General features: G+C 51.8%; 19 protein-coding genes. 12 read left to right on the plus strand and 7 right to left on the minus strand.

All coding sequences use genetic code 11. The annotated features are described in order from the left end of the window. Positions 1–409: 409 nt before the first annotated feature. The gene (locus OEV59_09690; protein MDH4228000.1) at positions 410–1,798 is read left to right on the plus strand and encodes a putative DNA binding domain-containing protein; all 1,389 of its coding nucleotides are present in this window, start codon (positions 410–412) and stop codon (positions 1,796–1,798) included. A 180-nt stretch (positions 1,799–1,978) separates the two neighbouring features. Here the strand turns inward: OEV59_09690 and OEV59_09695 are convergent, their stop codons facing one another. Together OEV59_09695 and gyrB are read right to left on the minus strand one after the other, a co-directional pair. Beyond that, positions 1,979–2,803: an NYN domain-containing protein gene (locus tag OEV59_09695; GenBank protein MDH4228001.1), complete on the minus strand. Its 825-nt coding sequence runs from the start codon at positions 2,801–2,803 to the stop codon at positions 1,979–1,981. 4 nt (positions 2,804–2,807) lie between these two features. Next, complete coding sequence (gyrB, locus tag OEV59_09700; GenBank protein ID MDH4228002.1) at positions 2,808–5,270, minus strand: DNA topoisomerase (ATP-hydrolyzing) subunit B; 2,463 nt, start codon at positions 5,268–5,270, stop codon at positions 2,808–2,810. Between the two features lie 240 nt (positions 5,271–5,510). On the opposite strand from gyrB, the gene OEV59_09705 reads away from it, so the two are divergent. Further along, entirely contained in the window at positions 5,511–6,011 is a 501-nt protein-coding gene (locus OEV59_09705; GenBank protein MDH4228003.1) for a ribonuclease H-like YkuK family protein, read from the plus strand. Between the two features lie 192 nt (positions 6,012–6,203). Beyond that, entirely contained in the window at positions 6,204–7,874 is a 1,671-nt protein-coding gene (locus OEV59_09710; GenBank protein ID MDH4228004.1) for a diguanylate cyclase, read from the plus strand. A 120-nt stretch (positions 7,875–7,994) separates the two neighbouring features. On the opposite strand, the gene ligA is transcribed toward OEV59_09710, so the two are convergent. Continuing rightward, positions 7,995–10,040, minus strand: a complete 2,046-nt coding sequence (gene ligA / locus OEV59_09715) for an NAD-dependent DNA ligase LigA (GenBank protein ID MDH4228005.1) — start codon at positions 10,038–10,040, stop codon at positions 7,995–7,997. Positions 10,041–10,129: 89 nt separating this feature from the next. Between ligA and zupT the strand changes: the two genes are divergently transcribed. Further along, complete coding sequence (gene zupT, locus OEV59_09720; GenBank protein MDH4228006.1) at positions 10,130–10,891, plus strand: zinc transporter ZupT; 762 nt, start codon at positions 10,130–10,132, stop codon at positions 10,889–10,891. Here zupT and OEV59_09725 read toward each other — a convergent pair. The 3 genes from OEV59_09725 to OEV59_09735 form a co-directional block, all read right to left on the minus strand. Beyond that, positions 10,888–13,305: a PAS domain S-box protein gene (locus OEV59_09725; GenBank protein ID MDH4228007.1), complete on the minus strand. Its 2,418-nt coding sequence runs from the start codon at positions 13,303–13,305 to the stop codon at positions 10,888–10,890. The genes zupT and OEV59_09725 overlap by 4 nt on opposite strands. Before the next feature lie 146 nt (positions 13,306–13,451). Next, the gene (locus tag OEV59_09730; protein ID MDH4228008.1) at positions 13,452–14,039 is read right to left on the minus strand and encodes a Maf family protein; all 588 of its coding nucleotides are present in this window, start codon (positions 14,037–14,039) and stop codon (positions 13,452–13,454) included. Between the two features lie 21 nt (positions 14,040–14,060). Continuing rightward, positions 14,061–14,687: a DUF3365 domain-containing protein gene (locus OEV59_09735; GenBank protein MDH4228009.1), complete on the minus strand. Its 627-nt coding sequence runs from the start codon at positions 14,685–14,687 to the stop codon at positions 14,061–14,063. Positions 14,688–14,894: 207 nt separating this feature from the next. Here OEV59_09735 and OEV59_09740 point away from each other — a divergent pair, with 207 nt between their 5' ends. The 6 genes from OEV59_09740 to prfB all read left to right on the plus strand — a co-directional run bounded on the left by OEV59_09740 (position 14,895) and on the right by prfB (position 22,093). Further along, the gene (locus OEV59_09740) at positions 14,895–16,643 is read left to right on the plus strand and encodes a DUF1957 domain-containing protein (protein MDH4228010.1); all 1,749 of its coding nucleotides are present in this window, start codon (positions 14,895–14,897) and stop codon (positions 16,641–16,643) included. A gap of 30 nt (positions 16,644–16,673) precedes the next feature. Continuing rightward, a complete protein-coding gene (locus OEV59_09745) occupies positions 16,674–17,666 on the plus strand; it encodes a PhoH family protein (protein ID MDH4228011.1) in 993 nt (330 codons plus the stop codon). A 27-nt stretch (positions 17,667–17,693) separates the two neighbouring features. Beyond that, on the plus strand, positions 17,694–18,107 hold the full coding sequence (ybeY, locus tag OEV59_09750; GenBank protein ID MDH4228012.1) for an rRNA maturation RNase YbeY: 414 nt from the start codon (positions 17,694–17,696) through the stop codon (positions 18,105–18,107). 79 nt (positions 18,108–18,186) lie between these two features. Next, positions 18,187–19,386, plus strand: a complete 1,200-nt coding sequence (locus OEV59_09755) for a hypothetical protein (protein MDH4228013.1) — start codon at positions 18,187–18,189, stop codon at positions 19,384–19,386. A gap of 44 nt (positions 19,387–19,430) precedes the next feature. Further along, positions 19,431–20,948 carry an apolipoprotein N-acyltransferase gene (lnt, locus tag OEV59_09760; protein ID MDH4228014.1) on the plus strand — a complete coding sequence of 506 codons (1,518 nt, stop codon included), beginning with the start codon at positions 19,431–19,433 and terminating at the stop codon, positions 20,946–20,948. 19 nt (positions 20,949–20,967) lie between these two features. Further along, positions 20,968–22,093, plus strand: a protein-coding gene (prfB, locus tag OEV59_09765; protein MDH4228015.1) for a peptide chain release factor 2 whose coding sequence is annotated in 2 segments (ribosomal slippage) — positions 20,968–21,036 and positions 21,038–22,093 — 1,125 coding nt in all. Because the reading frame shifts where the segments join, the coding sequence is not laid out codon by codon here. A 233-nt stretch (positions 22,094–22,326) separates the two neighbouring features. On the opposite strand, the gene OEV59_09770 is transcribed toward prfB, so the two are convergent. After that, complete coding sequence (locus tag OEV59_09770; protein ID MDH4228016.1) at positions 22,327–23,673, minus strand: YihY/virulence factor BrkB family protein; 1,347 nt, start codon at positions 23,671–23,673, stop codon at positions 22,327–22,329. Positions 23,674–23,784: 111 nt separating this feature from the next. Between OEV59_09770 and OEV59_09775 the strand changes: the two genes are divergently transcribed. Further along, a complete protein-coding gene (locus OEV59_09775) occupies positions 23,785–24,510 on the plus strand; it encodes an SEC-C metal-binding domain-containing protein (GenBank protein ID MDH4228017.1) in 726 nt (241 codons plus the stop codon). 25 nt (positions 24,511–24,535) lie between these two features. Beyond that, on the plus strand, positions 24,536–24,904 hold the full coding sequence (locus OEV59_09780; protein ID MDH4228018.1) for a DUF488 family protein: 369 nt from the start codon (positions 24,536–24,538) through the stop codon (positions 24,902–24,904). Positions 24,905–24,979 lie beyond the last annotated feature (75 nt).

A 24,979-nucleotide genomic window follows, 5' to 3' on the forward strand; every position in this document is an offset into this window, starting at 1 on the left:
GGGCGGGGAGGGGGGCGGGGGGTTATTTCCTCCCCTTTGCAAGGGGAGGCGAGGTGGGGTAAAAGATGCTGGCAAGGAATAAGGAAGGAGTCATTGTTAACCTCCCCGCTGCCCCTCCTTGCTAAGGAGGGGAGTTTTTGGGAGGGGGCGGGGTTGTGCGTGTATTGAGACTCCTTCCTGCTCTTTGGATGACCGGGTAGTCCTTCCATGCAGCGAAAAACATTCCTGTAAAAAATATTTCCAATTAATGCGTGGGTGTGGTATATCTTGGAAAGATGTAAGGGGTGGTGGGCGATGGCCACCGCTTGACTTCCAAGACGGTATCTACAAATTGAACCGCAAAATTTTGGTTCAAGTTAGAAACTTGAACCAGCAAGAGTTTTTTGGATAATGTAATGAAGGAGCAAATATGAAAGAAAAAACTTTAACCGAAGCGGAGGTGTATGATTTATCGTCTCGTCAAGAAGGTCATTTTTATGACCGTAAGGCAAAAGAGATTGATGGGCGAGGAATACAAAAGGTAGCGGTTGCATTCGCCAATACTGACGGAGGTGATTTTGTTGTTGGAATAAAGGATGATAAGAGTGAGCCAGATCCAAACAAAAGATGGGATGGATTCCCCAAGATAGAAGATTATAATAAAATATTCCAAAATTTGCAGGGAATTAGACCTAGCATTTCTATGAGTGCCACGTTTCTTTTTGATCCGAAAACAAAAACGTATGTGGTGCAAATTACCATAGAAAAGAGCGAGAAAGTACATAGTACAACGGACGAGACTGTATATGTCAGAAGATCTGCACAATCTATTCCTTTAAAAGATCCTCAAAAAATTCAAGAATTGTCATTTGCCAAAGGAGAATCGTCGTATGAAGATGTTGTTTGTAACTTGGCTAGAGCAGAGGATATTTTTGAATCAGGAGAGATGCGAAAATTTTTGGACGAGTATTCCCCAAAATCCGATCCGATTGATTTTACACTAAATCAAAACCTTGTCGATAGGATTACGTATTATCCTAAGATGGCAGGATTGTTGCTTTTTAGCGATAACCCTGCGGTTCTTTTGCCGAAAAAATGTGGAATAAAAATTAGTCGTTATGATACAAGCGAATCAGAGCCAGAGAGGGAGCATCTAAAGGAGCAGAGAAGTATAGAAGGGTGTCTTTATACGCAGATACATAAAGCTGTTACAGAAGTACAGGAGATAATATCTAATGTTAAAATATGGACTCATATCGGTATGGAGAAGGTAAGCTATCCTCCCGAGGCAATATGGGAGATATTGGTTAATGCTGTAATACACAGGGATTATTCTATTTCGGATGATGTGCATGTATTAATTTTTAATAATAGAGTCGAAATTATAAGTCCCGGAAAGTTCCCTGGTTATGTTAATGAAAATAATATTTTGAATGCACGTTATTCTCGGAACCCTAAAATAGTAAGAACGCTTAATAGGTATAAAGACCCGCCGAACAAAGATATGGGAGAGGGATTAAATACGGCTTTTCAAAAAATGAAAGAATGGAAGTTGAGAGATCCCGTGGTGAAGGAAGAGCATAACAGTGTAAGAGTTGTGGTTTCACATACGCCGCTTGCTTCACCGGAGGAGTCCATTATGGAGTATTTAAATACAAATCCTACCATTAGGAATCGTGAAGCAAGAAAAATAACAAATATAAAGTCGGAAAATAGCATGAAAAGAGTTTTTTATCGGTTGAAGGATAGAGGTGAGATTGAACCTGTATACGCAAAAACTGGTAAGAAAATAGTGGCTTGGAAAAAGAAGGAGAAATAGTTGTGTAGATATGCACCGTCCACCATTTTCTTTAAACCCAAGGCCGCTTGCGGCTTGTCAAACCGTCAAGTTTTGTGCCAGACGCGGCAGAGGCCGTTTTTTCGCGCAGGCGTATTTTGACAATACGTCGAGCAAGGAAAAACGGCCTCAACAATGTATGGCGCGAAAATCGACGGTTTGCTATGTGGGGTAGACGCGTACGACGTTTGTCGCCTGAAGTCCCTTTTCGCCCTTTGTAACGTCGAATTCGAATATGTAGTCGCGGTTAGGGAGGTTTGTGACCTGAACGTTTTGCGGCAGCGCGGATTCGTGGACAAACACCGTCTCGTATGGCGAGTCATCGCGCCTTGTGTCCGTAATCCAGAGGCCCGGGCCGATGCGTTTTATGTAGCGCATGAACCCGTAGTTCTTCGAATGGTTGTACGTGTAGCAGATGCCGCGCACCTTTGCGCCAAGCTCGCCCCACGGCTTTCTGTCGGCATTGTCGATGGGCAGAAGGTTAGGGATAAGGTAGCCGGAGACAAAGAGGTCCACCTCGCGCTTTAGTAGCTGCGATACGTTTTGGAACGCGACCGCCTCCACGCGGCAGCCTTTATTTTGTAACGCCTTTACGACCTGCACAAAGTCGCCGTCTCCGGTAACGAGCATGACCTTGTCGAGATTTTCGGACTGCAAAAGCGCGTCAACGGCCATGTCCAGGTCCGCGTTTGCCTTGCCGTACTTGGTGCCGGACTCGTCTATGTACCACGACACTTTTTTCTCGATTACCTTGAAGCCGAAGTCTCTAAGGGCTGAGTGGAAGTTGAAGGTGCGTTCTTTATAATCGGAGTCTATTTTTGCCCTGTCCTCGTCGTATGCAACGTAGGCATTCAAGCGCACGGGCTCGCCCGAGTCGCGGCAGGCAAAGTCTCTTAATACGTCGAACTTCATGCCGTAGCCGCCGCTTCTGGTGATGTTAGCGACGTCTACGTATATGCCGACCTTTTGTGAGCGTTCTTTTGTCATGGCTTTATATGTCGAGGTTAGAGACCTCGAGCGCGTTTCTCTCGATGAACTCGCGTCTTGGCTCGACCTGGTCTCCCATGAGCTTAGTAAACACGGTATCCGCCTCTACGGCGTCGTCGACACGTACCTGCAAAAGCACGCGTCTTTCCGGGTCCATGGTCGTTTCCCAGAGCTGCTCGGGGTTCATCTCGCCAAGGCCCTTGTAGCGCTGCACGAGCACGCCCTTTTTGCCGGCTGCCGTAAGGTGCGCAATCAGCTCGTCTAGAGTTGTGGCAGTCGATTCGTCTATGCCTTCGCCGCTAATTGAGTAGGGCGCCTGGCCAATCTTTTCGATTGAAGAGCCGCACTTTTTAAGCTCCTCGAACTCCGGGGATTCGACGAACTCCGAGCCGATGACGGTCTCGGCCGTTGTGCCGTTACGCCGCGTGGTAGCCTTTATCTTGAACCTGCCGTGCTCTTCGTCCTCCTCGGCGCTAAAGGTCGCTGGCATTGCATCGGGGTGGAAGGTCTTCATGTATGTCGAGAAGTTGTCGAACATGCGCTTTAAAGTCTTCTCGTTCGAAAGCGTTTCGAGGGAGAAGGCCTCTTCCAGCGCGAGCATCCCGACTATTGCCTTGTCCATCTTCTTGCGCTCGAAGCGGTCGAGAAGGCGCGTAAAGCGCGCGGCCTTTTTAAGGAACTCAAGGAGCTTCTCGCCCTTTATCGGCGCCGCCCCTTTGCCTTTGGGCTTTACAGTGACGCCTTCCTTTATGCTGTCGAAGATGAAGTTGTCGAGCGCGGTCTCGTCCTTGAGGTACTTTTCCATCTTGCCCTTTTTTATCTTGTAGAGCGGGGGCTGCGCGATGTAGAGGTACCCGTGGTCGGTTATGAAGGGCATCTGGCGGTAGAAGAATGTGAGAAGAAGCGTTCTTATGTGGCTGCCGTCCACGTCCGCGTCGGTCATGATGATTATCTTGTGGTAGCGAAGCTTCTTCGGGTCCATGTCCTCTTTGCCGATACCGGCGCCAAGCGCGGTTATCATGGTGCGTATTTCCTCGTTCGAGAGCATCTTATCGTACCTGGCCTTCTCGACGTTTAGTATCTTTCCCCTAAGCGGCAGTATGGCCTGCGTTCTTCTGTCTCTGCCCTGTTTGGCCGAGCCGCCTGCCGAGTCTCCCTCGACGATGAAGAGTTCGCAGAGCTCGGGGTTACTCTCCTGGCAGTCCGCGAGCTTTCCGGGAAGGCTTGCGCTATCGAGCGCGCCTTTACGCCTGATGAGCTCTTTGGCCTTTTTCGCGGCCTCTCTGGCCCTTGCGCCCTCGACTGCCTTTTCGATTATCTTCTTAGCTACAGAGGGGTTTTCCTCGAGAAATGCTCCGAGGCTTTCGTTGATGATTGCCTTTACGTAGCCCTCTACCTCGGAATTGCCAAGCTTTGTCTTTGTCTGGCCTTCGAACTGCGGCTGAGGAAGCTTTACGCTGATTACTCCGGCGAGGCCTTCTCTGATGTCGTCGCCCTGGAGCGGCTCTTTCAAGTCTTTTAGAAGGTTCTTAGTCGATGCGTACGAGTTGATGGTCCTCGTAAGCGCGCTTCTTAAGCCCACCATGTGCGTGCCGCCCTCGATGGTGTTGATGTTGTTGGCGTAGGAAAATACGTTCTCGGAATACGAGTCGTTCCACTGAAGCGCCATCTCCATGTGGATGCCGTTTTTCTCGCCGCTAAGATATATTACTTTAGGATGTATGGGGGTCTTTGTCTTGTTTAAGTGCTCGACAAAGCTCACGATGCCGCCCTTGTACTGGAACTCGTGCGACTTGCCGGTTCTCTCGTCAGTGATGGTTATCTTTATGCCCCCGTTTAGGAATGAAAGCTCCCGAAGGCGCTGGCTAAGGGTGTCGAAGTTGTACTCTGTGACCTCGAAAATCTTTGCGTCCGGCTTGAAGGTTATCTTCGTTCCGGTGGACTTGCTCTTTCCAACGGTCTTTAGTTCCGTTGAGGGTTTTCCGCCCTTGTACGTCTGCTCGAATACGGCGCCGTCCCTTTTGATTTCGACCTTTAGCCACTCGCTAAGGAAGTTAACGACCGTTACGCCAACGCCGTGGAGGCCGCCGGACACCTTATAGGCCTGGTTCTCGAACTTTCCTCCGGCGTGGAGCTGCGTTAATACGACCTCGACGGTGGGCTTCTTTTTCTCGGGGTGGGGCTTTACAGGGATTCCTCTGCCGTCGTCTATGACAGTTACCGAATTATCGATATGTATCGTTACGTCTATGTTTTTACAGTATCCGGCAAGGGCCTCGTCTACCGAGTTGTCAACGACTTCGTAGACCAGGTGATGGAGCCCTGTTGGCCCGGTAGAGCCTATGTACATGGCCGGGCGCTTTCTTACGGCCTCGAGCCCTTCAAGTACTTTTATGGAACCTGCGTCGTAGTTGGATGTGTTCCTGGTTTCCGCTTCTTTTTTGGGTTCGGTCTTGTCCTTTTTCAATTTTCAAGGCTCCTTTTTCTGGTTTTTCTAATGCCCAAATAATAGCACAAAGAGAGTGGCATTGCCAATAAAAAAACAAATGTTAACGCCGCGATTTTAAAGGATTTTATAACGTTTTTTGGTTATGATTTTTGCGGTGTCGTTTAAACTAATGCCATCATTTCGGTTCCTCAAGCGGATATTGCGCAGTGCTTTGGAAATCGCTTGTTTTTTTTGCCCGTTTGGTGTAGATTATTCCTCATGGCTCTCGATGGAGATGATACATCTGCGAGGGAGTTCGTAAGTCCCACCTTCGGTAAGCTCGGCGCCGATGAAATGTTTTCGCGCATGATCGAGTATGTGCGCGAGTGCGCCGATTCGAAGTACAATCTCATCATAGGAACCGATTCCTTTCTTACAGGCCACACGCTCTTTGTCACGGCTATAGTGCTCCACAGGGTGGGGCACGGCGGCAGGTACTTCTATTACAAGACCAGAAGAAGAAAAATCGACAACATGCGCCAGCGCATATTCTACGAAACCACGATGAGCATAGAGCTTGCTTCTTATCTTCAGCAGCGTCTTCGCGAGAACGGGTTTAAGTCCCTCCCGATAGAGATACATCTCGACGTCGGCGTAAACGGCGACACGCGCGATATCATACGCGAGGTCGTTGGCATGGTCACCGGCTCGGGGTATGCTGCGGTCACAAAGCCCGATTCCTACGGCGCAACAAAGGTCGCTGACAGGCATTCAAGGTAGTTCAATGTTCGCAATCCGGCATGAAGGGCTGCTTTTCCGGCTTTTTTGTTGCGTTTTAGGCAAAGGTTCTATATACTGCGCATGCTGACAGTAGTTACGTTTTTATAAAATGCTGCTCTGATAGGTAGTTGACGTTTATTGTTGTATTGCGATAAACTTTCCGTCTATTTCGGGTTTGCAATATCCTGATTGTTGGGAGACGGAAAGAAAAAAATGGAGATAGAGGCCGTAGCAATCGAAATGGTAAAAACCACAAAAATCAAGGCCGTGAATAAAAAGAAAGATAACGGCAGAAGCGGCCTTAGCTCTACTGAGATAGAAATACTTAAGTGGATGCAGCAGGGCAAGACCAACGACGAGATAGCCGTTATTATAGGCAAGTCGAAGTGGACAGCTAAGTACTACGTCAAAAGCATCCTTAAAAAACTCGATGCCACAACGCGCGCCCATGCTGTGGGCGCAGCCATAGGCAAGGGGCTTCTTGCTCCTCCTGTAGAGGATGCGGAGACCGATGACGCGTTCAAGGGTAAACGCCTAAGCGTCGGGCTTGTTGGCGGCGGCAGGGGTGGGCGCGCCATGATAGAGCTCTTTAAGGAAAACCCGATGCTCGATGTCGCCTGGGCCGTTGACAAGAACCTTAGGGCCCCGGGCATAGCGCTTGCCGAAAAGTATTCCATACCGGTTGCCGAAACAATCAACGCGTTCATAAAGAAGAAAGTCGACGTTGTCATAAACCTCACGGGCTCAGCTGAGATTGCCGAGGAGCTAAGGCGCGTTGTGCCGACCGATACAGAGCTTATGGGCGGCGTTGCGGCAAAGATAATGTGGCAGATGTTCGAGGAGAGGCGTAAACGCGTCGAGGAAAGAGAGCGCGTATTAAAGGAGCACGAAACCCTCTACCACCTCGGGCTCGTTATCGAGAGTATCGACAGCCTGAAGGACGCGGGCTACGCGATGGTGGATTACGCAACGAAGCTCACGAACATGCCTGCGGGCTCGCTCGCTCTCTTCGATGAAAAGAAAGAGGATATGATGCTCGTTGCCTCCAAGGGCTTTAGCCCAAAGTTCAACAAGAGCGACAGATGGGACATACGTAAAGGCGGGCTAACGAGCCAGATACTTAACCACAACGGCCCGCTCTTCATAGAAGACATACGCGAGAGTAAGCAGCCCAATCCGCTTCTTATGAAGGAGGGCGTGAGATCGCTTCTTGCGGCCCCTATTACCGTGGACGGCAGGATAGTCGGCATACTCTACGTAAACGACTTTAAGAGAAGAACTCCAAGGGCAGAGGATGTATCTCTATTTTCCCTTCTTACCGTGTACGCGGGGCTTACGCTTGACAGGGTAAAGAGCATCGAGGAAACAAGGCTCCTTAGCATCACAGACGGCCTTACGAGCCTTCATAACCAGCGTTATATGATGGAGCAACTTCAGCATGAATTGGATAGGGCAACGCGTCACGGCCACAGCGTGTCCGTGATGCTCTTCGACATAGACCATTTCAAGCAGTATAACGACACTTACGGACACCTGGACGGCAATAAGGTGCTAAAATTTGTTGCGAGGATACTAAAGAAGTGCTCGCGCGGCACGGACACTGTTTGCCGGTTTGGCGGCGAGGAGTTTTGCATCGTTATGCCGCATGTCAAGGCGGCCGGCGCAGCGATCTTCGGCAAGAGGCTAATAAAGGAAGTTGCCAAGTACAGTATGCCTAACCGCAAGGTCACTATGAGCGGCGGGCTTGCGACCTTCCCGGAGGACGGAAAGACCCATACTGCGCTCCTTAAAAAGGCCGACAGCCGCCTGTATAAGGCCAAGAACGGCGGCAGAAATAACATCTGCTGCGGAGATGCAGAGTAGAGACCGGAAGGTAGTAGCTTCGCGCAACATGTATATAAATAACCAAAGCCTCCGCATAGCATTACGCGGAGGCTTTTTTATTCGAGAGTTAGCGCAGGCGAAGAAGCTGCCCCGCGAAATCTATTTTTTGACGAGCTTTAAAAATGCATCTTCGTCTATTATCTTTACATTGAGTGCCTTTGCCTTATCGAGCTTTCCTCCCGCAGCTTCTCCTGCCACCACATAGTCTGTTTTTTTGCTGACCGAGCCCGATGCGCTGCCGCCTTCTTCCTCGACCATCGCCTTTGCCTCGTCCCTGGTGAGCCCTTTTAGCTCTCCTGTGAAGACAAAGGTCTTTCCCGAAAGCCTGCCGCCTTCTTTCACGGCCTCTTCTGTTTGCGGTTTTACCCCTGCCCTGGCGAGTTTTTCAAGCACCTTTAAATTGTGTTTCTCTTTAAAGAAGTCGGCTATGCTTCTTGCGGTTTCCGGGCCAACGTCGCGTATCGAGAGGAGCTCTTCTTCGGTTGTCTTTGCGACGGACTCGATAGAGCCGTATCTCTTCGCAAGCACCGAGGCCATGCTCTCGCCAACGCCGATTATGCCAAGGGCATGGATAAAGCGCTTTAGCGGCGGGGTCTTGCTTTTTTCTATGGCAGTAAGCACGTTTTCCATGCTCTTTTTAGCCCAGCGTTCGAGCGAGAGGATGTCTTTTTCGGTAAGGCCGTATATGTCTGCCGCGTCTTTTACAAGGCCTGCTTCAACGAACTGGTCTATGTGCTTGCCGCCGAGGCCTTCGATGTCCATGGCGTGCTTTGAGACGAAGTGGCGTATGCTCTCTTTTAGCTGCGCAGGGCAGGAGAGCCCGCCTGTGCAAAAATGTATGGCGCCTATCTTCTCTACCATCGCCCTGCACTCAGGGCACTTACTTGGCATCTCGAATGGGACCGCGGCCTTCGGCCGCTTCTCCTTTACAACAGATACGACCTCCGGGATGACGTCGCCGGCGCGTTCTATTATGACGGTATCTCCTATGCGCACGTCCTTTCTTAGCACTTCATTTTCATTATGCAGTGTTGCGCGTTCGACCGTTACGCCGCCTATCTCGACTGCCTCGAGCTCGGCTACAGGGGTAAGCGCCCCTGTGCGCCCGACCTGCACCGTGATGCCCTTAACAGTTGTCATCTCCTGCTTTGCCTTGAACTTGCACGCAACGGCCCATCTTGGGGTCCTCGTAAGCACGCCGAGCTGCTTTTGGAGCGCCATGTCGTTTACCTTTATGACCACGCCGTCCAATTCATAGCCGAGCGTTTCACGCGACGTCTCAATTTTCTTGTAATAGGCGAGGATGCCGCCTTGCCCCGTGACGGTCTCTATGAGAGGGTTAACCTTTAGCCCGAGCGAGCCGATAAGCCTTAGCATATCAGAGTGTGTTTCAAAGGAAGCTCCTTTTACCTCGCCAACACCGTAGCAGAACATATCGAGCGGCCTCGCTGCCGTTACCCTGGGGTCGAGCTGTCTTAGGCTTCCGGCTGCCGCATTCCTCGGGTTTGCAAACAGAGGCTCGTTATTTTTGGCACGTTCTTTATTTACGGCCTCGAACTTCTTTAGCGGCAGATACACCTCGCCCCTGATCTCTATTTTGGAGGGAATCTTTACCTTGCCGCCTTCGGGGTTTAGTCTTAGAGGCACGCTCTTTATGGTGCGGATGTTTTGCGTTACGTCCTCGCCTGTTACGCCGTCGCCCCTGGTCGAGCCGCTTATAAGGATACCGTCTTCGTACACGAGTTCCACCGCGAGGCCGTCTATCTTGGGCTCTGCAACGTATTCGACGGGGCCGTCGGTTTTAAGGAGTTTTCTTACGCGTTCGTCGAACTCGGAAGCCTCTTTCTCGCCAAACGCGTTATCGAGGCTAAGCATCGGCACGGTGTGCGTAATTGTGCCGAATTTCTCCGATGGTTTTGCGCCGACTCTTTGGGTAGGGGAGTCAGCAGAGAGAATGGCGGGAAACCTCGCTTCTATATCGGCGAGCCTTCTAAGCAAACGGTCATACTCAACGTCCGGTATCTCGGGAGCATCCAGAACGTAGTAGAGGTAGTTATGCCGGTTAAGGTCGTCCCTTAATGAGGCGGCCTCTTTTGAAGCCTCGTCCTTCGAGAGTTCGGTTACCTCTTTTTTCGTCTTGGCCATGAGAGTATTTTTAGCACACCCACGCTGCCGCGTCAAACCATTAACAACGCTCTTTTAATTGTTCGGCTTTTGTAATATACTTTACCGTCATGGACCATTCCAGCCAGTTTTATGCAGCCATAATACTTACGACCCTTGCCGGGCTTTCCACGATAATCGGAAGCGCCATAGCGGTGTTTTACCGCTCTCCGGGGCCAAGGTTCATGAGCTTTACGCTTGGGTTTTCGGCAGGGGTGATGATACTCGTAAGTTTTGTCGAGCTTCTTGGAAAGGGCATAGACTCAATCGGCTTTGGGTACGCGCATATCGCGTTCTTCTTAGGAATAGCAGTGATGTTTTGTATAGATTACTTTCTGCCTCATGATTATATAATGGAGACAGTTGTGCCAGACGAGCATTCGAGACTAAGAAAGGCCTCCGTGCTCGTAGCTCTCGGTATCGCCATACATAACTTTCCAGAGGGCATGGCGACCTTCGCAGGCACGCTCCAGAGCTATGATACAGGTGTGGCCCTTGCCGCTGCCATAGCGCTCCATAACATCCCCGAAGGCATAGCCGTTGCCATGCCTCTATACGCAGCGACCGGGAGCGTGAAGACTGCCTTTAAGTGGTCGGCGCTCTCCGGGCTTACCGAGCCTGCTGGGGCGATAATAGCAGGCACGCTGCTATACGCGTTCTTAAATGACTTTACCATAGGCTGGACGCTTTCCATGGTAGCCGGGTTCATGGTCTTTATCTCCTTGGACGAGCTCTTGCCCGTAGCCCATTCGTACGCAAAGGAGCACCTTGCAATACTCGGCGTTTCCGCCGGCATGGCGCTGATGGCGTTTAGTCTCTGGCTGCTTGCTTAGGTGTTTTTCGCGGCGCGCGATCTGTGTATCGTTTTGCTTATCAGTTGCAGCAGGCGGTGTATGTCGTATGGTTTTTCTATAAAGACGTGGCCCTTTTCCTCGATGTCGGCCCATTTGAGCTTCTGCTCGGCATACCCGCTGCAAAGTATGACGGGGATGTCGATTTTCTTCTCACGCAGTTCGTTGGCAAGTTGTAGGCCCGTTTTGCCGGTTAGCACGACGTCGCTTAGAATAAGATCGAAGTTTGTGCCTTCGTTTTTTATCACATCCATTGCCGCCTCTGCGCTCTCGGCAGTTCTTATCTCGTAGCCGTTTTCCTTGAGTATTATCGATGTGGATTCCCGAAGAAGTATTTCGTCCTCAACAAGCAGTATGCGCCCGCCTTCCTTCTCGCGCTCCAAGGCTTTTTCGGCTGCTTTTGTCCTGGCCAGTTCTTTTTCGTCCGTTGCCGGCAGGTATATCTTTATCACGGAGCCGCGCTTTGGCACGCTCGATATGCGTATTTCCCCGCCGTGCTCCTTTATGACGCTGTATACGATTGCCATGCCAAGCCCTATGCCATGCCCGCCTTTGCTCGAGAAGAACGGCTCGTAAATCCTTTCGATGACCTCCTTGGTCATGCCAACGCCGGTGTCCTCTATGGTGAGGGTGACGAAGCGTTTTCCTCCGGCCGCGTCCATGATGTTTTTTGTCTCGGAGTCTATCGCGTCGAGGGTTTTTACCGTAAGCGTGCCGCCTTCTGGCATGGCGTCGCAGGCGTTTATTATGAGGTTCATTATGACCTGTTCCAGCTTCACCTTGTCGCCCATGACCGTTGCAGGAGTGTACTTAAGGTGCATCCTAACGGTTATGTCCTCGGGTATGATGGCCTCGAGGAGCTTTAACATGTTATCCACGGTCTGGTTCAAGTCCATGGGCTCGAGCCGCATGGGCTGGCGTCTGCCGAATATGAGGAGCTGCTGCGTAAGATTCGTCGCGCTCTCGCATGCGCTAAGCGTAAGTGTAAGGGGCTTATGGAGCTTGTTGGATGGTTCTATTTCGTCTAACGCGTACTGCGTCATCCCCTTTATGGTGGAGAGCATGTTTTTAAAGTCGTGGGCAATGCCTCCTGCGAGCCTGCCGATAGCTTCCATCTTCTGCGACTGTATGAGCTGGGTGTAGAGCTTTTCCTTTTCAGCCTCTGCCTCTTTTTCCTTTGTGATGTCCACGACTACGACGTCCAGGTAGCCTTTCTCCGGGTAGAGCTTGGCCGAGTATTTTACCCAGATGTTAGAGCCGTCTTTTTTTCTGGCAAAGACCTCGTAGTCGTTTATCTGGCCGTGCTCTTTTATGTGTTCGACCATGTAGTTTCGGTCTTCTATGCGCGCGTATGCGCTAGGGGCGTAGAACTGCTCGAGCATTTCCTCTCTGTTCTTGTACCCGAACATGGAGGCGAGGCGTTCGTTTGCTTCGATGAGCTTTCCGTCGCTCGCCCTCGTTCTAGAGAGCCCGACAAGCGAGTTCTGGAACATCTCGCGGTATTCTGTCTGCGTGTCCTCAAGTGCGGTCTTTTGGGCCTCGATGAGCCTGGCAATCAGCTTTTCTTTTTCCGCCTCGGCCGTTTTTTCCCTGGATATGTCGATTACCACGGTGTCGATGTGGTTTTCGTCCTTATATAGCTTTGCCGAGTATTTTACCCAGATAGGCGAGCCGTCCTTCTTTTTCCCGAGCACCTCGTAGTTGCTTATCTCGCCGTGTTTTTTGAGGACTGCGATTACGTAGTCGCGGTCCTTTATGTCGGCGTACGCGTTGGATGAGTAGAACTCGCTAAGTATTTCCTTTGTGTTCTTGTACCCGAGCATGGTGGCAAAGCTCTCGTTGCATTCGATGAGCTTGCCGTCGTTAACTCGCGTTCTCGCCAGCCCTACAAGCGAGTTCTGGAACATGTCGCGGTATTGTTCGAGGGATTTCTGCAGTTGCTCGCCGGCCTCTTTCTCTTTTGTTATATCTATCAGGACCGAGTCGAGATATCCTTCCTCGGGGTAGAGTTTGGATGAGTACTTAACCCAGATATTAGAGCCATCTGTCTTTCTTGCGAAGACTTCGTAGTCTTTTATCTCGCCTTTTTCCTTGAGTGTCTTTATAAGGTAGTCGCGGTCTTCTTGCCTTGTGTAGGCATTCGGGGCGTAGAACTGCTCGAGCATTTCTACCCTGTTCTTATAGCCAAATATTTCGGCAAGGCGCTCGTTTGCCTCGAGGAGCTTGCCGTCGCTAACCCGCGTTCTGGCAAGCGCTACAAGCGAGTTGTGGAATATGTCGCGGTATTTGCATTCCGAGTCAAGGAGTTTGGACTCGGCTTTTTTGCGAAGCACTGCCTCGTGCTCGAGAGCCCGTATGCGTTCGAGGAGCTCTTCGTATGTGGGTTTCTTAGGCATATGCTGACCGTGGTACGGTTTAAATGCCACAAACTGTATGGTTATTCCATGAGTTTCTTGCCTAATATAGCACGGAAAACGGCTTGTTGCAATGGTATAGGTGTGCCGGACTACGGTGTCCGATTTGTTGTTTTGAGTGACCGGGGTTATTCTTTTGCAAGTGATAGTCTGACAAGTTCTGCTCTAAGTTCTTCTGTCGGAAGCCCGATTACGTTCGTCAGTGAGCCTTCGACCCTCTCTATGAGCGCTTTGCCACGGCCCTGTGCGCCGTAGGAGCCCGCCTTATCAAAGGGCTCGCCGGTCGAGATGTACTCCTCTATTTCCGAGTCTGTAAGGTCTTTGAATGTCACTCTGCTCTCGCAGGCTTTTATGGAGAGAGGCCTGTCGTCGTATATGCAAAAGGCCGTGAAAACGGAATGCGTTTTTCCGGAAAGCGTTTTTAACATCTCCTTTGCATGCGAGGCGCCTTCTGGTTTGCCAAGGATAGCTCCGTTTATCGTAACGAGCGTGTCGGCGGCTATAATGACGGCATTTTTATTTCTTGGCGCCGCGGCCTTTGCCTTTTCAAGGGCAAGCCGCGTTGCGTGCGCTGCAGCGTCCTCATGGCTTGTTATTGATTCGTCGACGTCAACGGAAGTGACCTCAAAGGTCTCTATGATGTCCTTCATGAGCTCTCTGCGGCGAGGCGAGGCGGAGGCCAGTACTGTTTTTTTTAGCGGCGTGAGCGTTTTCACAGTAGGAGAGGGCGGTTATGCTCAGGGCTGGTTTTCCGGGAATTTTAATGCTATCTTCACCGACACCGCGCCCCGGAGGTCGCCTTCCTTAAAATCGCGAGCCCTATCGTCGGGGTAGAATTTAGCGAGGAACTTCATCACCTCGGGCGCGATGTTCTCGCTTGGGCCGTGGCAGTTTAGGCAGGGCTTTTCCACTCTAAGGGGTTTCATGTAGCGAAGGTACGTGATGTCGTCATTTTCGGTAACTACGTCTATGCTCTCGAACTCGGGTGTCAGGCGGCCTTTGTCGGCAAGCGACTGCATCTCTTCGAGTATTTTTCTCTCGTAGTAGTCGGGCATGTTGGCCGGGTTTCTGTACTTTACCGAGGTCCTTTTAATCGTATGGTGCGGCTTGCTGTTGAACTCGGCCATTATCTCCGGCACTGCTATGGCGCACACGGTGATGGCCTTTAGCATGTCGCCCTCGTGCAGGAGTTTTACGAGCATGCCCTTGGTCCTCTTTAGAAGCTCTGTGGTCATTACGCGCGCGGTCTTTAGCGCGGCCTCTTCCTCGGCCTTTGTTGCAAGGGCGTTGTTGCCTTGAGAAAGCGCCAGAGAGAGGATAATAAGCAGCGATACAAAAACGGTTATCTTTGCGCGAGAACGCATTGCCGGGCGGCTCCTTGATTTTGAAAGATTTTTCCGTTCGATATAAGAGATATCAATTCAATGTATACCTATCGTGCGGCAATGTCAAGCGCCTTTAGCCGCCGAAAATGCCGGCTAGGCGATGTTAAAATTGAAAAACACCCGTTCCTGTGGTAGACTTAACTCAAATCCTCAGGTAAACCAAATACACGGCTCCAAGGAGGCCAAGTGGCAGGAAACGATAAGGGGTTGGGTTCTTTTGCCCTGGTGCTTCACGCGCATCTGCCGTACGTCATATCGCACGGCACGTGGCCGCACGGCACGGACTGGTTAAACGAAGCTGCTGCGGAGACCTACATACCGCTGCTTAATGTCTTTGAGCGTCTTGTATCCGAGGGCATAAGCCCGAAGGTCACAATCGATGTCTCTCCAATCCTTGCCGAGATGCTCTCACACAGGGATTTTAAGCCACAGTTCAAGAAATACCTTACAGACAAGATAGAGGCTGCAAAGCGCGATTCAGCCGAGTTTGCGAGAATAAACGACTCGCACATGGCCTCTGTGAGCGCAATGTGGGAGGGTTTCTATTCCACGGCGCTCGAGTCCTTTACCGTCAAGTATAACGAAGACCTTATCGGAGCTTTTCGCAAACTTCAAGATGCAGGGCATATCGAGATAGCCACCTGCGGCGCTACCCACGGCTACATGCCGCTTCTTTCGCGCGACATAAGCGTTCAGGCGCAGATAAAGCAAGCTGTGAAGGCGCATACGCGCCACTTCGGGAAGCCGCCGCGCGGCATTTGGCTGCCCGAGTGCGCATACAGGCCGTCTTACGCGTGGAACAAGCCTGTGTACGACGAGGAGGCTACACCTTATCACCGTAAAGGAGTAGAGGAGTTCCTAAGCGAGAACGGTATCGAGTACTTCTTCATAGACTCGCACCTTCTAAAGGGCGGGCGCGCCGCGGGTGTCTATATGGACCGCTTTAGCGATTTGAAGGTCATGTGGAATAACCTCGATAAAAGCATGAAGGCTCTCCCTGAAACGGTTGAGAAGACGCCAAGGAAGGTCTACTACGTTGCCTTTGGCGAGCAGGCTATCGAGGGCATGATGCCGGTTGCCGTGTTCACGCGCGATGTAAAGACGGGGCTTCAGGTGTGGAGCGGAGAGTGGGGCTACCCCGGGGACGGCGCGTATCTCGACTTTCATAAAAAGAGATTCCCCGGAGGGTTAAGGTACTGGCGCGTTACAGATGCAAAGGCCGACCTTGCCGATAAGCAGCCCTACAATCCAAACGGCGCTATTTCGAAGACCCCGGACCATGCAGCGCATTTCGTAGGTGTAGTAAAGGACGGCCTGAAGGACTCTAAAGGCGGGCTGGTCGTTTCCCCGTACGACTGCGAGCTTTTCGGCCACTGGTGGTTCGAGGGGCCGCACTGGGTCTACCACGTAATAAAGAAGATGCATGAGGACGGAGAAGTAAAGGCGGTTACCGCGTCAGAGCACCTTGACTCAAACAGGCCATCCGAGATGGTATCTCTTCCCGAAGGAAGCTGGGGCGAGGGCGGGTATCACTTTATCTGGTTAAACGACATGAACAAATGGACGTGGAAGCACGTCTATGAGGCCGAAAAAGACATGGAAGAGCTGGCTGCAGCACACGAGCATTCGGGCGACGCAGAACTTATCGACATGCTAAAGCAGGCCGCAAGGGAGCTTCTTTTGCTCGAGGCCTCGGACTGGCAGTTCCTTATCTCAACGCGTGCTGCGGCCGATTACGCCGAGCTTCGGGTATGCCGGCATTACGAGGACTTTAAGCGGCTTGTCTCCATAATACGGAAAAAGGCCAGCGCCGAGGCACTTACAGACGGCGACAGAAACTTCTTTAGCGACCTTAAGAAAAGAGACTCTGTGTTCGAGGACATAGAGCTTAAGTGGTTTTCGAGGGTGGAGCACCAGAGGCACGCATTAAAGTAGGGCCTAAAACAGCGGAGAGGAGCCTAACACGTGGACGCCAAGGGAAAGGCCAAAAAACAGATAACGCTTGAGAAAAACGACATCGCGCAGAAGCTTCTGGGCGACGGCTCGACCGTCAAGCGGATAGAGAAGAAACTCGGGGTAACGATAGACAGCCGCGGTAACGTCGTTACCATACAGGGCGAGGCCTCTCAGACCGAGCTTGCAGAGCGCCTTCTTACCGAGCTATACGCATTGATAGAGTCCGGGTACATGCCAACGGCACTTGACGTTGATTACGCCGCAAGGGCCATCTCAACGGACCACGGATACTCTCTAAAGGACATCTTTAACGATACTGTCTACGTCTCCCACAAGAATAAGCAGATAGTCCCGAAAAGCGCGTCCCAGAAGCGTTACGTCGATGCCATAAGGAAGTTCGACATAGTGTTTGGCATAGGCCCTGCGGGCACGGGTAAGACATACCTTGCCATGGCAGCGGCGGTCGCATCGTTTTCGAAGCGTGAAGTGGACAGGATAATACTCACGCGTCCGGCAGTTGAGGCAGGGGAGAAGCTCGGATTCCTGCCCGGAGACCTTTCTGCAAAGGTAGACCCGTTCCTTCGGCCTCTCTATGATGCGATACACGACATGATGGACTTCGAGCGCGTGCAGCGCATGATAGAGCGCGGCACAATCGAGGTGGCGCCTCTGGCATTCATGCGCGGCAGAACACTTAACGATTCTTTCGTCATACTTGACGAAGCTCAGAACACAACACTTGAGCAGATGAAGATGTTCCTTACGCGCCTTGGCTTTGGCAGCAAGGCCGTTATCACAGGCGACATAACGCAGATAGACCTGCCGCTTGCAAGGCCTTCGGGGCTTGTCGAGGCGCAAAAGATTCTGCGCGATATAGACGGCATCGAGTTCGTGAACTTCACCGAGGCAGATGTCGTGCGCCATCCGCTCGTGCAAAAGGTCATACAGGCATTCGAGAAGTCCAAGAGAAAGAAGGAAGGCAAGATTGTCGAAGAGGTGTAAGGCTGTCTCTATGGCAAAGGTGGCTCCGTGGCAATCGAGATAAGCCGCAAGGCCGGGATTGCCGTGCCCCCGGTGCCGCTAAAAAAGGCGGCAAAGGCCGCGCTCTCGATGCTTGGCAAGAAGGACGCGGAGCTTAGCATCCTCATCACCGACAACGAGGGCATAAGGGAACTGAATAAGAAGTACCGCTCAATGGATAAGCCGACAGATGTCCTGAGCTTTCCGATGGACGGCGATATGCTTGGCGATGTCGTAATATCCGTTGAAAAGGCGGCTACCCAGGCGCCGTTATATAAGAACACGGTAAGAAACGAAATACTACGGCTCCTTATCCACGGCATACTGCATCTTCTGGGCTATGAGCATGTAAACGGCGGCCTCCAGTCCAGAAGGATGAAGGACATGGAAAAAAAGCTTTTCAAGAAACTAAAGCATATCTAAGATGCCTTCCCCGTATATCCCTGATATCCGTTCATACCGGGCGTTATTTTTATCCCTCGTTATAGCCGCGTTCTTTTTTGTGCCGGGGAGCGCTGCTGCTGACAATAAGGCAACGCTTTACTTCTTCTACGGCGAGGGCTGCCCGCACTGCGCAAAGGAAGAAGTGTTCCTTGAAAAAATGAAGGCGAAGTATCCGTCTATCGATGTCCGTGCCTTTGAGGTCTGGCACAACCCGGAAAACGTCGCCATCATGACAGAGTTCCTTGCCCCTTACGGCCTAAAGCCAACAGGTGTTCCCGTGACCTTCATCGGCAATTCCGGGCCGTTATCAGGCTATGGCGACGATTCTACCTCAGGCCGCGTTATCGAAGGATTTATAAAAGACTGTGTCGAGTCCGGGTGCCCTGATGCCGGGGATATTATACGCGGCACTGCGAAGGCCGGCGCTTCTAAAGCCAAGCTGCCAACCGTTGCTGGCCTTGACGTTAACACGGCATCGCTTCCAATCCTCACGATCGTTATAGCGTTTCTAGACGGTTTTAACCCGTGCGCCTTTTTTGTGCTCTTTACGCTCCTTGGCATTCTCTCGCACGCTAAGACAAGGGGCAGGATGCTTTTTGCAGGAGCATTGTTCGTCTTTGTATCCGGGCTTGCGTATTTCCTTTTTATGGCAGCCTGGCTAAATGTCTTTATCTACACGGGCGGCATACGTGTTGTGACGCTCGTTGCCGCTCTCCTCGCGCTCGTAATCGGCGCCTTTAATATAAAGGACTTTTTCATGTTTGGCCGCGGCCCTTCGCTTTCCATACCCGAGGGGGCAAAGCCAGGGCTCTATGCCAGGATGCGTACGGTCATGCGTGCAGCCTCTCTTGCCTCCGTCATAACAGGCACGATTATGCTTGCCGTAAGTGTTAATCTTTACGAGCTTCTCTGCACTGCCGGGTTCCCGATGGTCTACACGAGGGCGCTTACGCTGCGCTCGCTTGAGCCCCATGTTTATTATATCTATCTTGCGGCCTATAATGTGGTATATGTAATCCCCATGGCGGCTATTGTCGCGCTATTTGCCTTTACAGTGGGTTCAAGGCATTTTAGCGAGCGATGGGGCCGCACTTTAAAGTTTGTGTCAGGGCTTATGATGCTTTCGCTGGGGCTGGTGCTGCTCATAAAACCGGAACTCTTGAATAACGTGATGCTAAGCGCTGCGTTACTTGGACTGGCCGTTGGCGCGGCCTTTGTGGCTGCGTATTTCACGAGGGAGAAGGGAACGTCGAGTTGAAAAAGCGTTGTCTTGAAGCGTTAAGAGATCTTATTTGGCCGGCAGTGTCAGGCGCTGTGCTCGTGCTCGCCTTTGCGCCGGTTAATCTCTGGCCGCTTTCATTTGTCGCGTTCATTTTGCTGTTTTTCTCTTTAAACGGCGTTTCATCGTGGAAGGCGAGGTTTCTTAAGGGCTTTATCTTCGGCCTTGTGTTCTTTCTTGGCACGGTTTACTGGGTCATACACTCGATGTATTTTTACGGCGGTGTGCCGTTCTATCTTGGCGCGCTCGTAACGCTTCTTCTGGCCGCTGTCCTTGCGCTTTATCCGGCAGCGTTCGCAGTGCTTGGCTGGCTGCCTGTATGTAAAAACAAATGGGTACGTCTTGTTTTTGTCGCAGCTCTTTGGGTGGCGATTGAGTATCTTCGTAGCATTCTGTTCACCGGTTTTCCGTGGGTGCTTCTTGGGTATTCACTTGCCTCGTTTGCGCCGCTTACGCAGACGGCCGAGATATTTGGCGTCTGGGGCGTGTCGTTCTTTATAATGTTCATAAATGCCGCGCTCTTTAATGCCGTAGACAGCTTCTTTGCGAAGAAAGACAGGCGCGAGGCTGTTTTGCCGCTTGCGGCCGCTGTCATAGTGTTCGTTGTTTTTCTTGTTTACGGGGTTTTTCGCATGCAGGCAGTTGATAAAGAGGTCTTGAGCTGGAAGGAGTACAAGGCGTCTTTATCTCAGGGCAATGTGGAGCAGTCGGTTAAGTGGGAAGCTTCCGAGGTCCTTACTACGATAGAAAAGTACCGGGCATTGACAAAAGAGGCGAAAAACTCAGGCGCCGATATCGCCGTATGGCCGGAGAGCGCAATGACCTTTTATATCGACGAAGCAGGCAAGCTTACGCCTCTTGTCACGGGGGCTGCGAAAGAAAATAATATCTATATCGTTACGGGCGCGCCAAGAAGGGAATTCAATGTCTTTAAGAAGGAAGAAAAGTTTTTTAACAGCGCCTTCATGATAGACCCTTCGGGCAACATAACGGGGCGTTACGACAAGGTGCACCTCGTGCCGTTTGGCGAGTACGTGCCGCTAAAAAATATTCTCTTCTTCATAAAAAAGATGACCGCCGGGGTGGGGGATTTCTCTGCAGGAGAGGGGTATCCCACACTTAAATTCGACGGCGCCAGGATAGGCACTCTGATCTGCTACGAGGCCGTGTTCCCGGAGATATCCGCGGCGTTTACGCGACACGGCGCGAACGTGCTCGTGAACCTCACAAACGACGGCTGGTTTGGCAACACCTCTGCACCGTACCAGCACCTCGACATGACGCGCTTCAGGGCCATAGAAAACAGGGTATATCTTCTAAGGTCGGCTAACACCGGAATAAGCGCTGTCATAGACCCTGCGGGAAGGATTGTAGGGAGGACAGAGCTTTTCAAGGAGACGAACCTCACGCTTCCGTTTCGCGTAAGGCCGGAGGGCCGCACGTTTTTCTCGCGTTTTGGCATGCTTTTTCCTTTTACAACAATAATTATTTCGGTTATCCTTATCATACTTGGGCGGCGTAAAAACGCCGTCAACACTTAACGCGCGCGGAGGTGGGGCGATGTTCGATGATGTAGCGGAGCGGTTAAACGCTCTTAAGGTAAAGTACGAAGAGCTTAGAGGTTATCTTTGACCGCCCAAAGGTCGAAAAAGAGCTTGCAGAGATAGAAACGCTCACACACGCCCAGGGCTTTTGGAACGACACTGCAAAGGCCAGAGGCGTGATGCAGAGAAAGTCATTTCTCGAGTCCGAACTGAAATCATTCGATAAGATATCGGAGGCCGTGGAAGAGGCGGAGGTCATGCTCGCCCTTGCAGAGGAGGAGCATGATAAAAACGCCGCAGCCGAGGCCGATGCCAATATCGCTTGGGCAGTGAAGGCCGTAAGAAGCGAGGAAGTAAGGCGAATGCTCGGAGGTGAGCATGACGCCAGAAACGCAATCGTCGAGATACATCCCGGGGCAGGCGGCACCGAGGCCCAGGACTGGGCCGACATACTCTTTAGGATGTATATGAGGTGGGCGGAGCAAAGAGGATTCAAGGCCGAGGTGCTCGACTTCCAGGCCGGCGAGGAGGCAGGGCTAAAGAGCGCCACCTTTACGCTCTCCGGCGAGTACGCCTACGGTTATATGAAGGCCGAGAGCGGAGTGCACAGGCTTGTCCGTATTTCCCCGTTCGATTCCGCAAAACGCAGACACACGTCTTTTGTCTCTGTATTCGTTTTCCCGGAGATAGAGGATGATATAGAAGTAGATATAAACGAAGCGGACCTTAGGGTGGACACCTACCGCGCAAGCGGCGCCGGAGGCCAGCACGTCAATAAGACAGACTCCGCCGTAAGGATAACCCACATCCCCACCGGTATAGTCGTGCAGTGCCAGAACGAAAGAAGCCAGCACAAGAACCGGGCAGTTGCCATGAAGATACTGAAGGCCCGCATCTACGAGCAGAGAAGGAAGGAAGAGGAGGAGAAGCTCTCCGGGATACTGAAGGACAAGAGAAAGATAGAGTGGGGCAGCCAGATACGCTCCTACGTGATGCAGCCCTACCGTCTTGTAAAGGATCATCGCACGGGGGTCGAGAGCGGCAACGTGGACGCGGTGCTTGACGGCGATATAGACAAGTTTGTAGAAGCCTATCTTTCGGGCGTTGTTAAGTCAGGCAGCGACAAAGACATGGAAGAGTAGGCAGCAGGCCGAGGGCCTGCACCCGAATGTTCTTCTGATAGCCTGTGCATAATTACTCGAACAAGCCTTTTATGCATTATGAAACAGGCGTGACGCCTGCAGCAGGCCGGGGCCTGTACCCAGATGTAAAAGAAACCGCCGTCTGCCTCGCCTGACGGCCAACTTGCCGTTTTGTAAAGATGGAATAGAGCAACTCGCCGCCTTAGCAGTCGCCCCTCGTTATCCTGCTTCCCTTATATATCCTTGATGAGCTTGTTGGAAGGCGATTTTTCGATTGTGCCGTGGAAGGCCTCCAGCGCGGCCTCGATTTCCCTTAGCTCGGGCGAGGTCTTTATGTGGAGTTTATTTACGCCGCGCCTGTCGAGGGCGTCGGCTATGGAGCCTATTGTAATGGAATTGATGTCGCGCGCAGGCATGTAGCATTCGTCATCATCTTCGTCCGGAGTATATCCGATAAGCACGCCAGCTTCGGTAAGTTCGGTTAGAACGAGCTTAGTAAAGCGGATGGGAAGCCCGGTTTCTTTGGCTATTTCGTGCGCAGAGAGCGGTTTCATGGCCTTGATAAAGTTCTCTGTCACGCGGTTTACTATGACGAGCGCGGCGATGCGTCTAAAGCGCGAGCTTGTTTTTTCGGTATCGGGCTCGAACTCGTATGTGTCCGCGTTTTGCTCGGCAAAGGAGAGCTCTGCGCCAAAGAGCACTATGAGCCAGCTCATGTGCAGCCACATGAGAAAGAGCGGCAGAGCGGCGAAGCTTCCGTAGATGGCGTTATACTTTACCGCCATGACCTGGAATGTTATGTAGGCCCACTGCAGCGCTTGGTAGGCGATGCTTGCAACGAGCGCGGCTATAACAGCGGATCTGATGCGCACGGTCGTGTTCGGCACGACGATGTATATGAAGGAAAATACCATCCAGGTTATGACGTACGGGATGAGCTTTAGGACGAGAAACATGATGGGCTCTGCAGCTACCGCGCCACCGGCAGCCGTTGCTGCCGTGCCCAACTTGGCTATCCATGCCTTTATGACCACCGTCGAGCTTCCAGACATTATTATCAATATCGGCGCTATGAGCATTATCGAGAGGTAGTTCGTGAGCTTTCTGTGCAGGCTCCTGTGTTTTGTGGTTTCCCATATCTCGTTTAGCGAGAGTTCCACCTGCCCAAGCGTTTTTACAACCGACCATAGAAGCAGTATTATGCCTACCCCTGCTATTGTCGAGCCTTTGGTGTCGTTAAGGAGGTTGTGCGCGAAGATGACGATCCTCGTTACCGTTGGCTCGTGATTGGCAAAGCGGTTTAGTATCTCTGTCTCAAGCGCGTGCTCGAGGCCAAAACCCTTGGCTATTCCGAAGGCGACTGCCATTACCGGCACAACAGCAAGGAGCGTATAGTAGGTGAGGGCAGAGGCGCGAAGCACGCACTTATCCTCGAAGAACCCGCTAAGCGCCAGTATTACGACGCGAAGCTGGCGGATAAAGAACGACTTCTTGCCCGATGTATCTTCGAGCCTGATGCGCCAGATGTCTTCTTTTACGAAGTCGCTGGCCCTTTTTATTCCGTCTTTTATGTTTGGCATGGCAAATGGCCTTTATAAGACCGTATTTTTATATTAGAATGATACAACTTGGCAGGCGCGGCGGCAACAGATTTCTTTTAACACCGTCGCGCTCTGTGTTAAAATATTTCGATGGACAAAAAAACAGTTTTTGACGAGAAATTCTATAGAGCCACCTGCGTTGACCTTTGCTGGGGCAAGTGCTGCAATCCCTGGTGGGGCGTGATATTTTATACGCTAAGAAAGGACGGCGGGGCAGCCGGGCTCTCGAGCTTCAAGAAGACCGTCATGGAGAGCATCATCGAGCGGGCAGAGCGCATAAGCTCTGCATACGTCACACGCGAGGAATCGGGCTCAAGGAGACTCTTTGGCCGCCCGGAGCGCTATAACGTCGCTGTAAAGGATGTCCGCGTGGGCTCGACCTACGGCGAGCTCATAATAGACCTCGTTGCCATGTACGCCTTCAGGTGCTCCTTCTTTGATGATACGAAGCAGTGCTCGATTCATCCGACGAAGCTTGGTGCAGATATCAGGCCCCCGCACTGCGCAGAGCTTGGCACTCCGGAGGCAAAGTCCGGGGAAAAAGGGTTTTGCCGCGTCATACACGCCGCTGCAATAGAGGGCGAGCATGCTGTCATAGCGGCAGTAAACCTCGAGAAAAAGGTAAGCAAGATGCGCTACGACGAGGGAAGCCTCTCTGCCGAGGATGCGGCAGTGAGCGTAATCGACGAGATAAAGCGCATAAGTGACGAGAAGTCTCTTTTACCAAAGGCCGTGAAAAAGCAGGATACTCCCGGGCGTAACGACCCGTGCCCGTGCGGCAGCGGCAAGAAGTACAAGAAATGCCATGCGTCCTGAAGCGGTAAAAATATCAACATATAAGATGGGCGAAAAGGCGGCCAGAAAGGGTGAGCTTAGAATCGGGGCCGTACGGTTCCTTCCGCGCGGCGTTAAGAAGGCAGAGCACGGAAAGTTCTTCGACATCTGGCTGCCGCTCAGCGCGCCTTCGAAAAAGCTCGTTTCCGCGTACATGAGGTCAGCTAACAGGGAAAAAGCATGGCCTGGGTTCTCGAAGGCATATGAAAGGGAGATGGAGAGGGACGCTGCCGCGAGAGTTACGGTAAGGCTCGTTGCCGAGGTCGCGCGCCGCATTCCCGTTGCCCTTGGCTGCTACTGCGAGAACGAGAGCATGTGCCACAGGTCCATACTAAAAGCCCTTATAATAAAGGCTTCGAAGGGCGGCGTTAGATAGGCCTTTTTAAAAAAGCAAAATACCCCCCCCCCCCCCCCCCCCCCCCCCCACGCCGGGGGGGGGGGGGGGGGGGGG

This window comes from Deltaproteobacteria bacterium (assembly GCA_029858205.1).
Lineage (GTDB): Bacteria > Desulfobacterota > GWC2-55-46 > GWC2-55-46 > DRQE01 > JAOUFM01.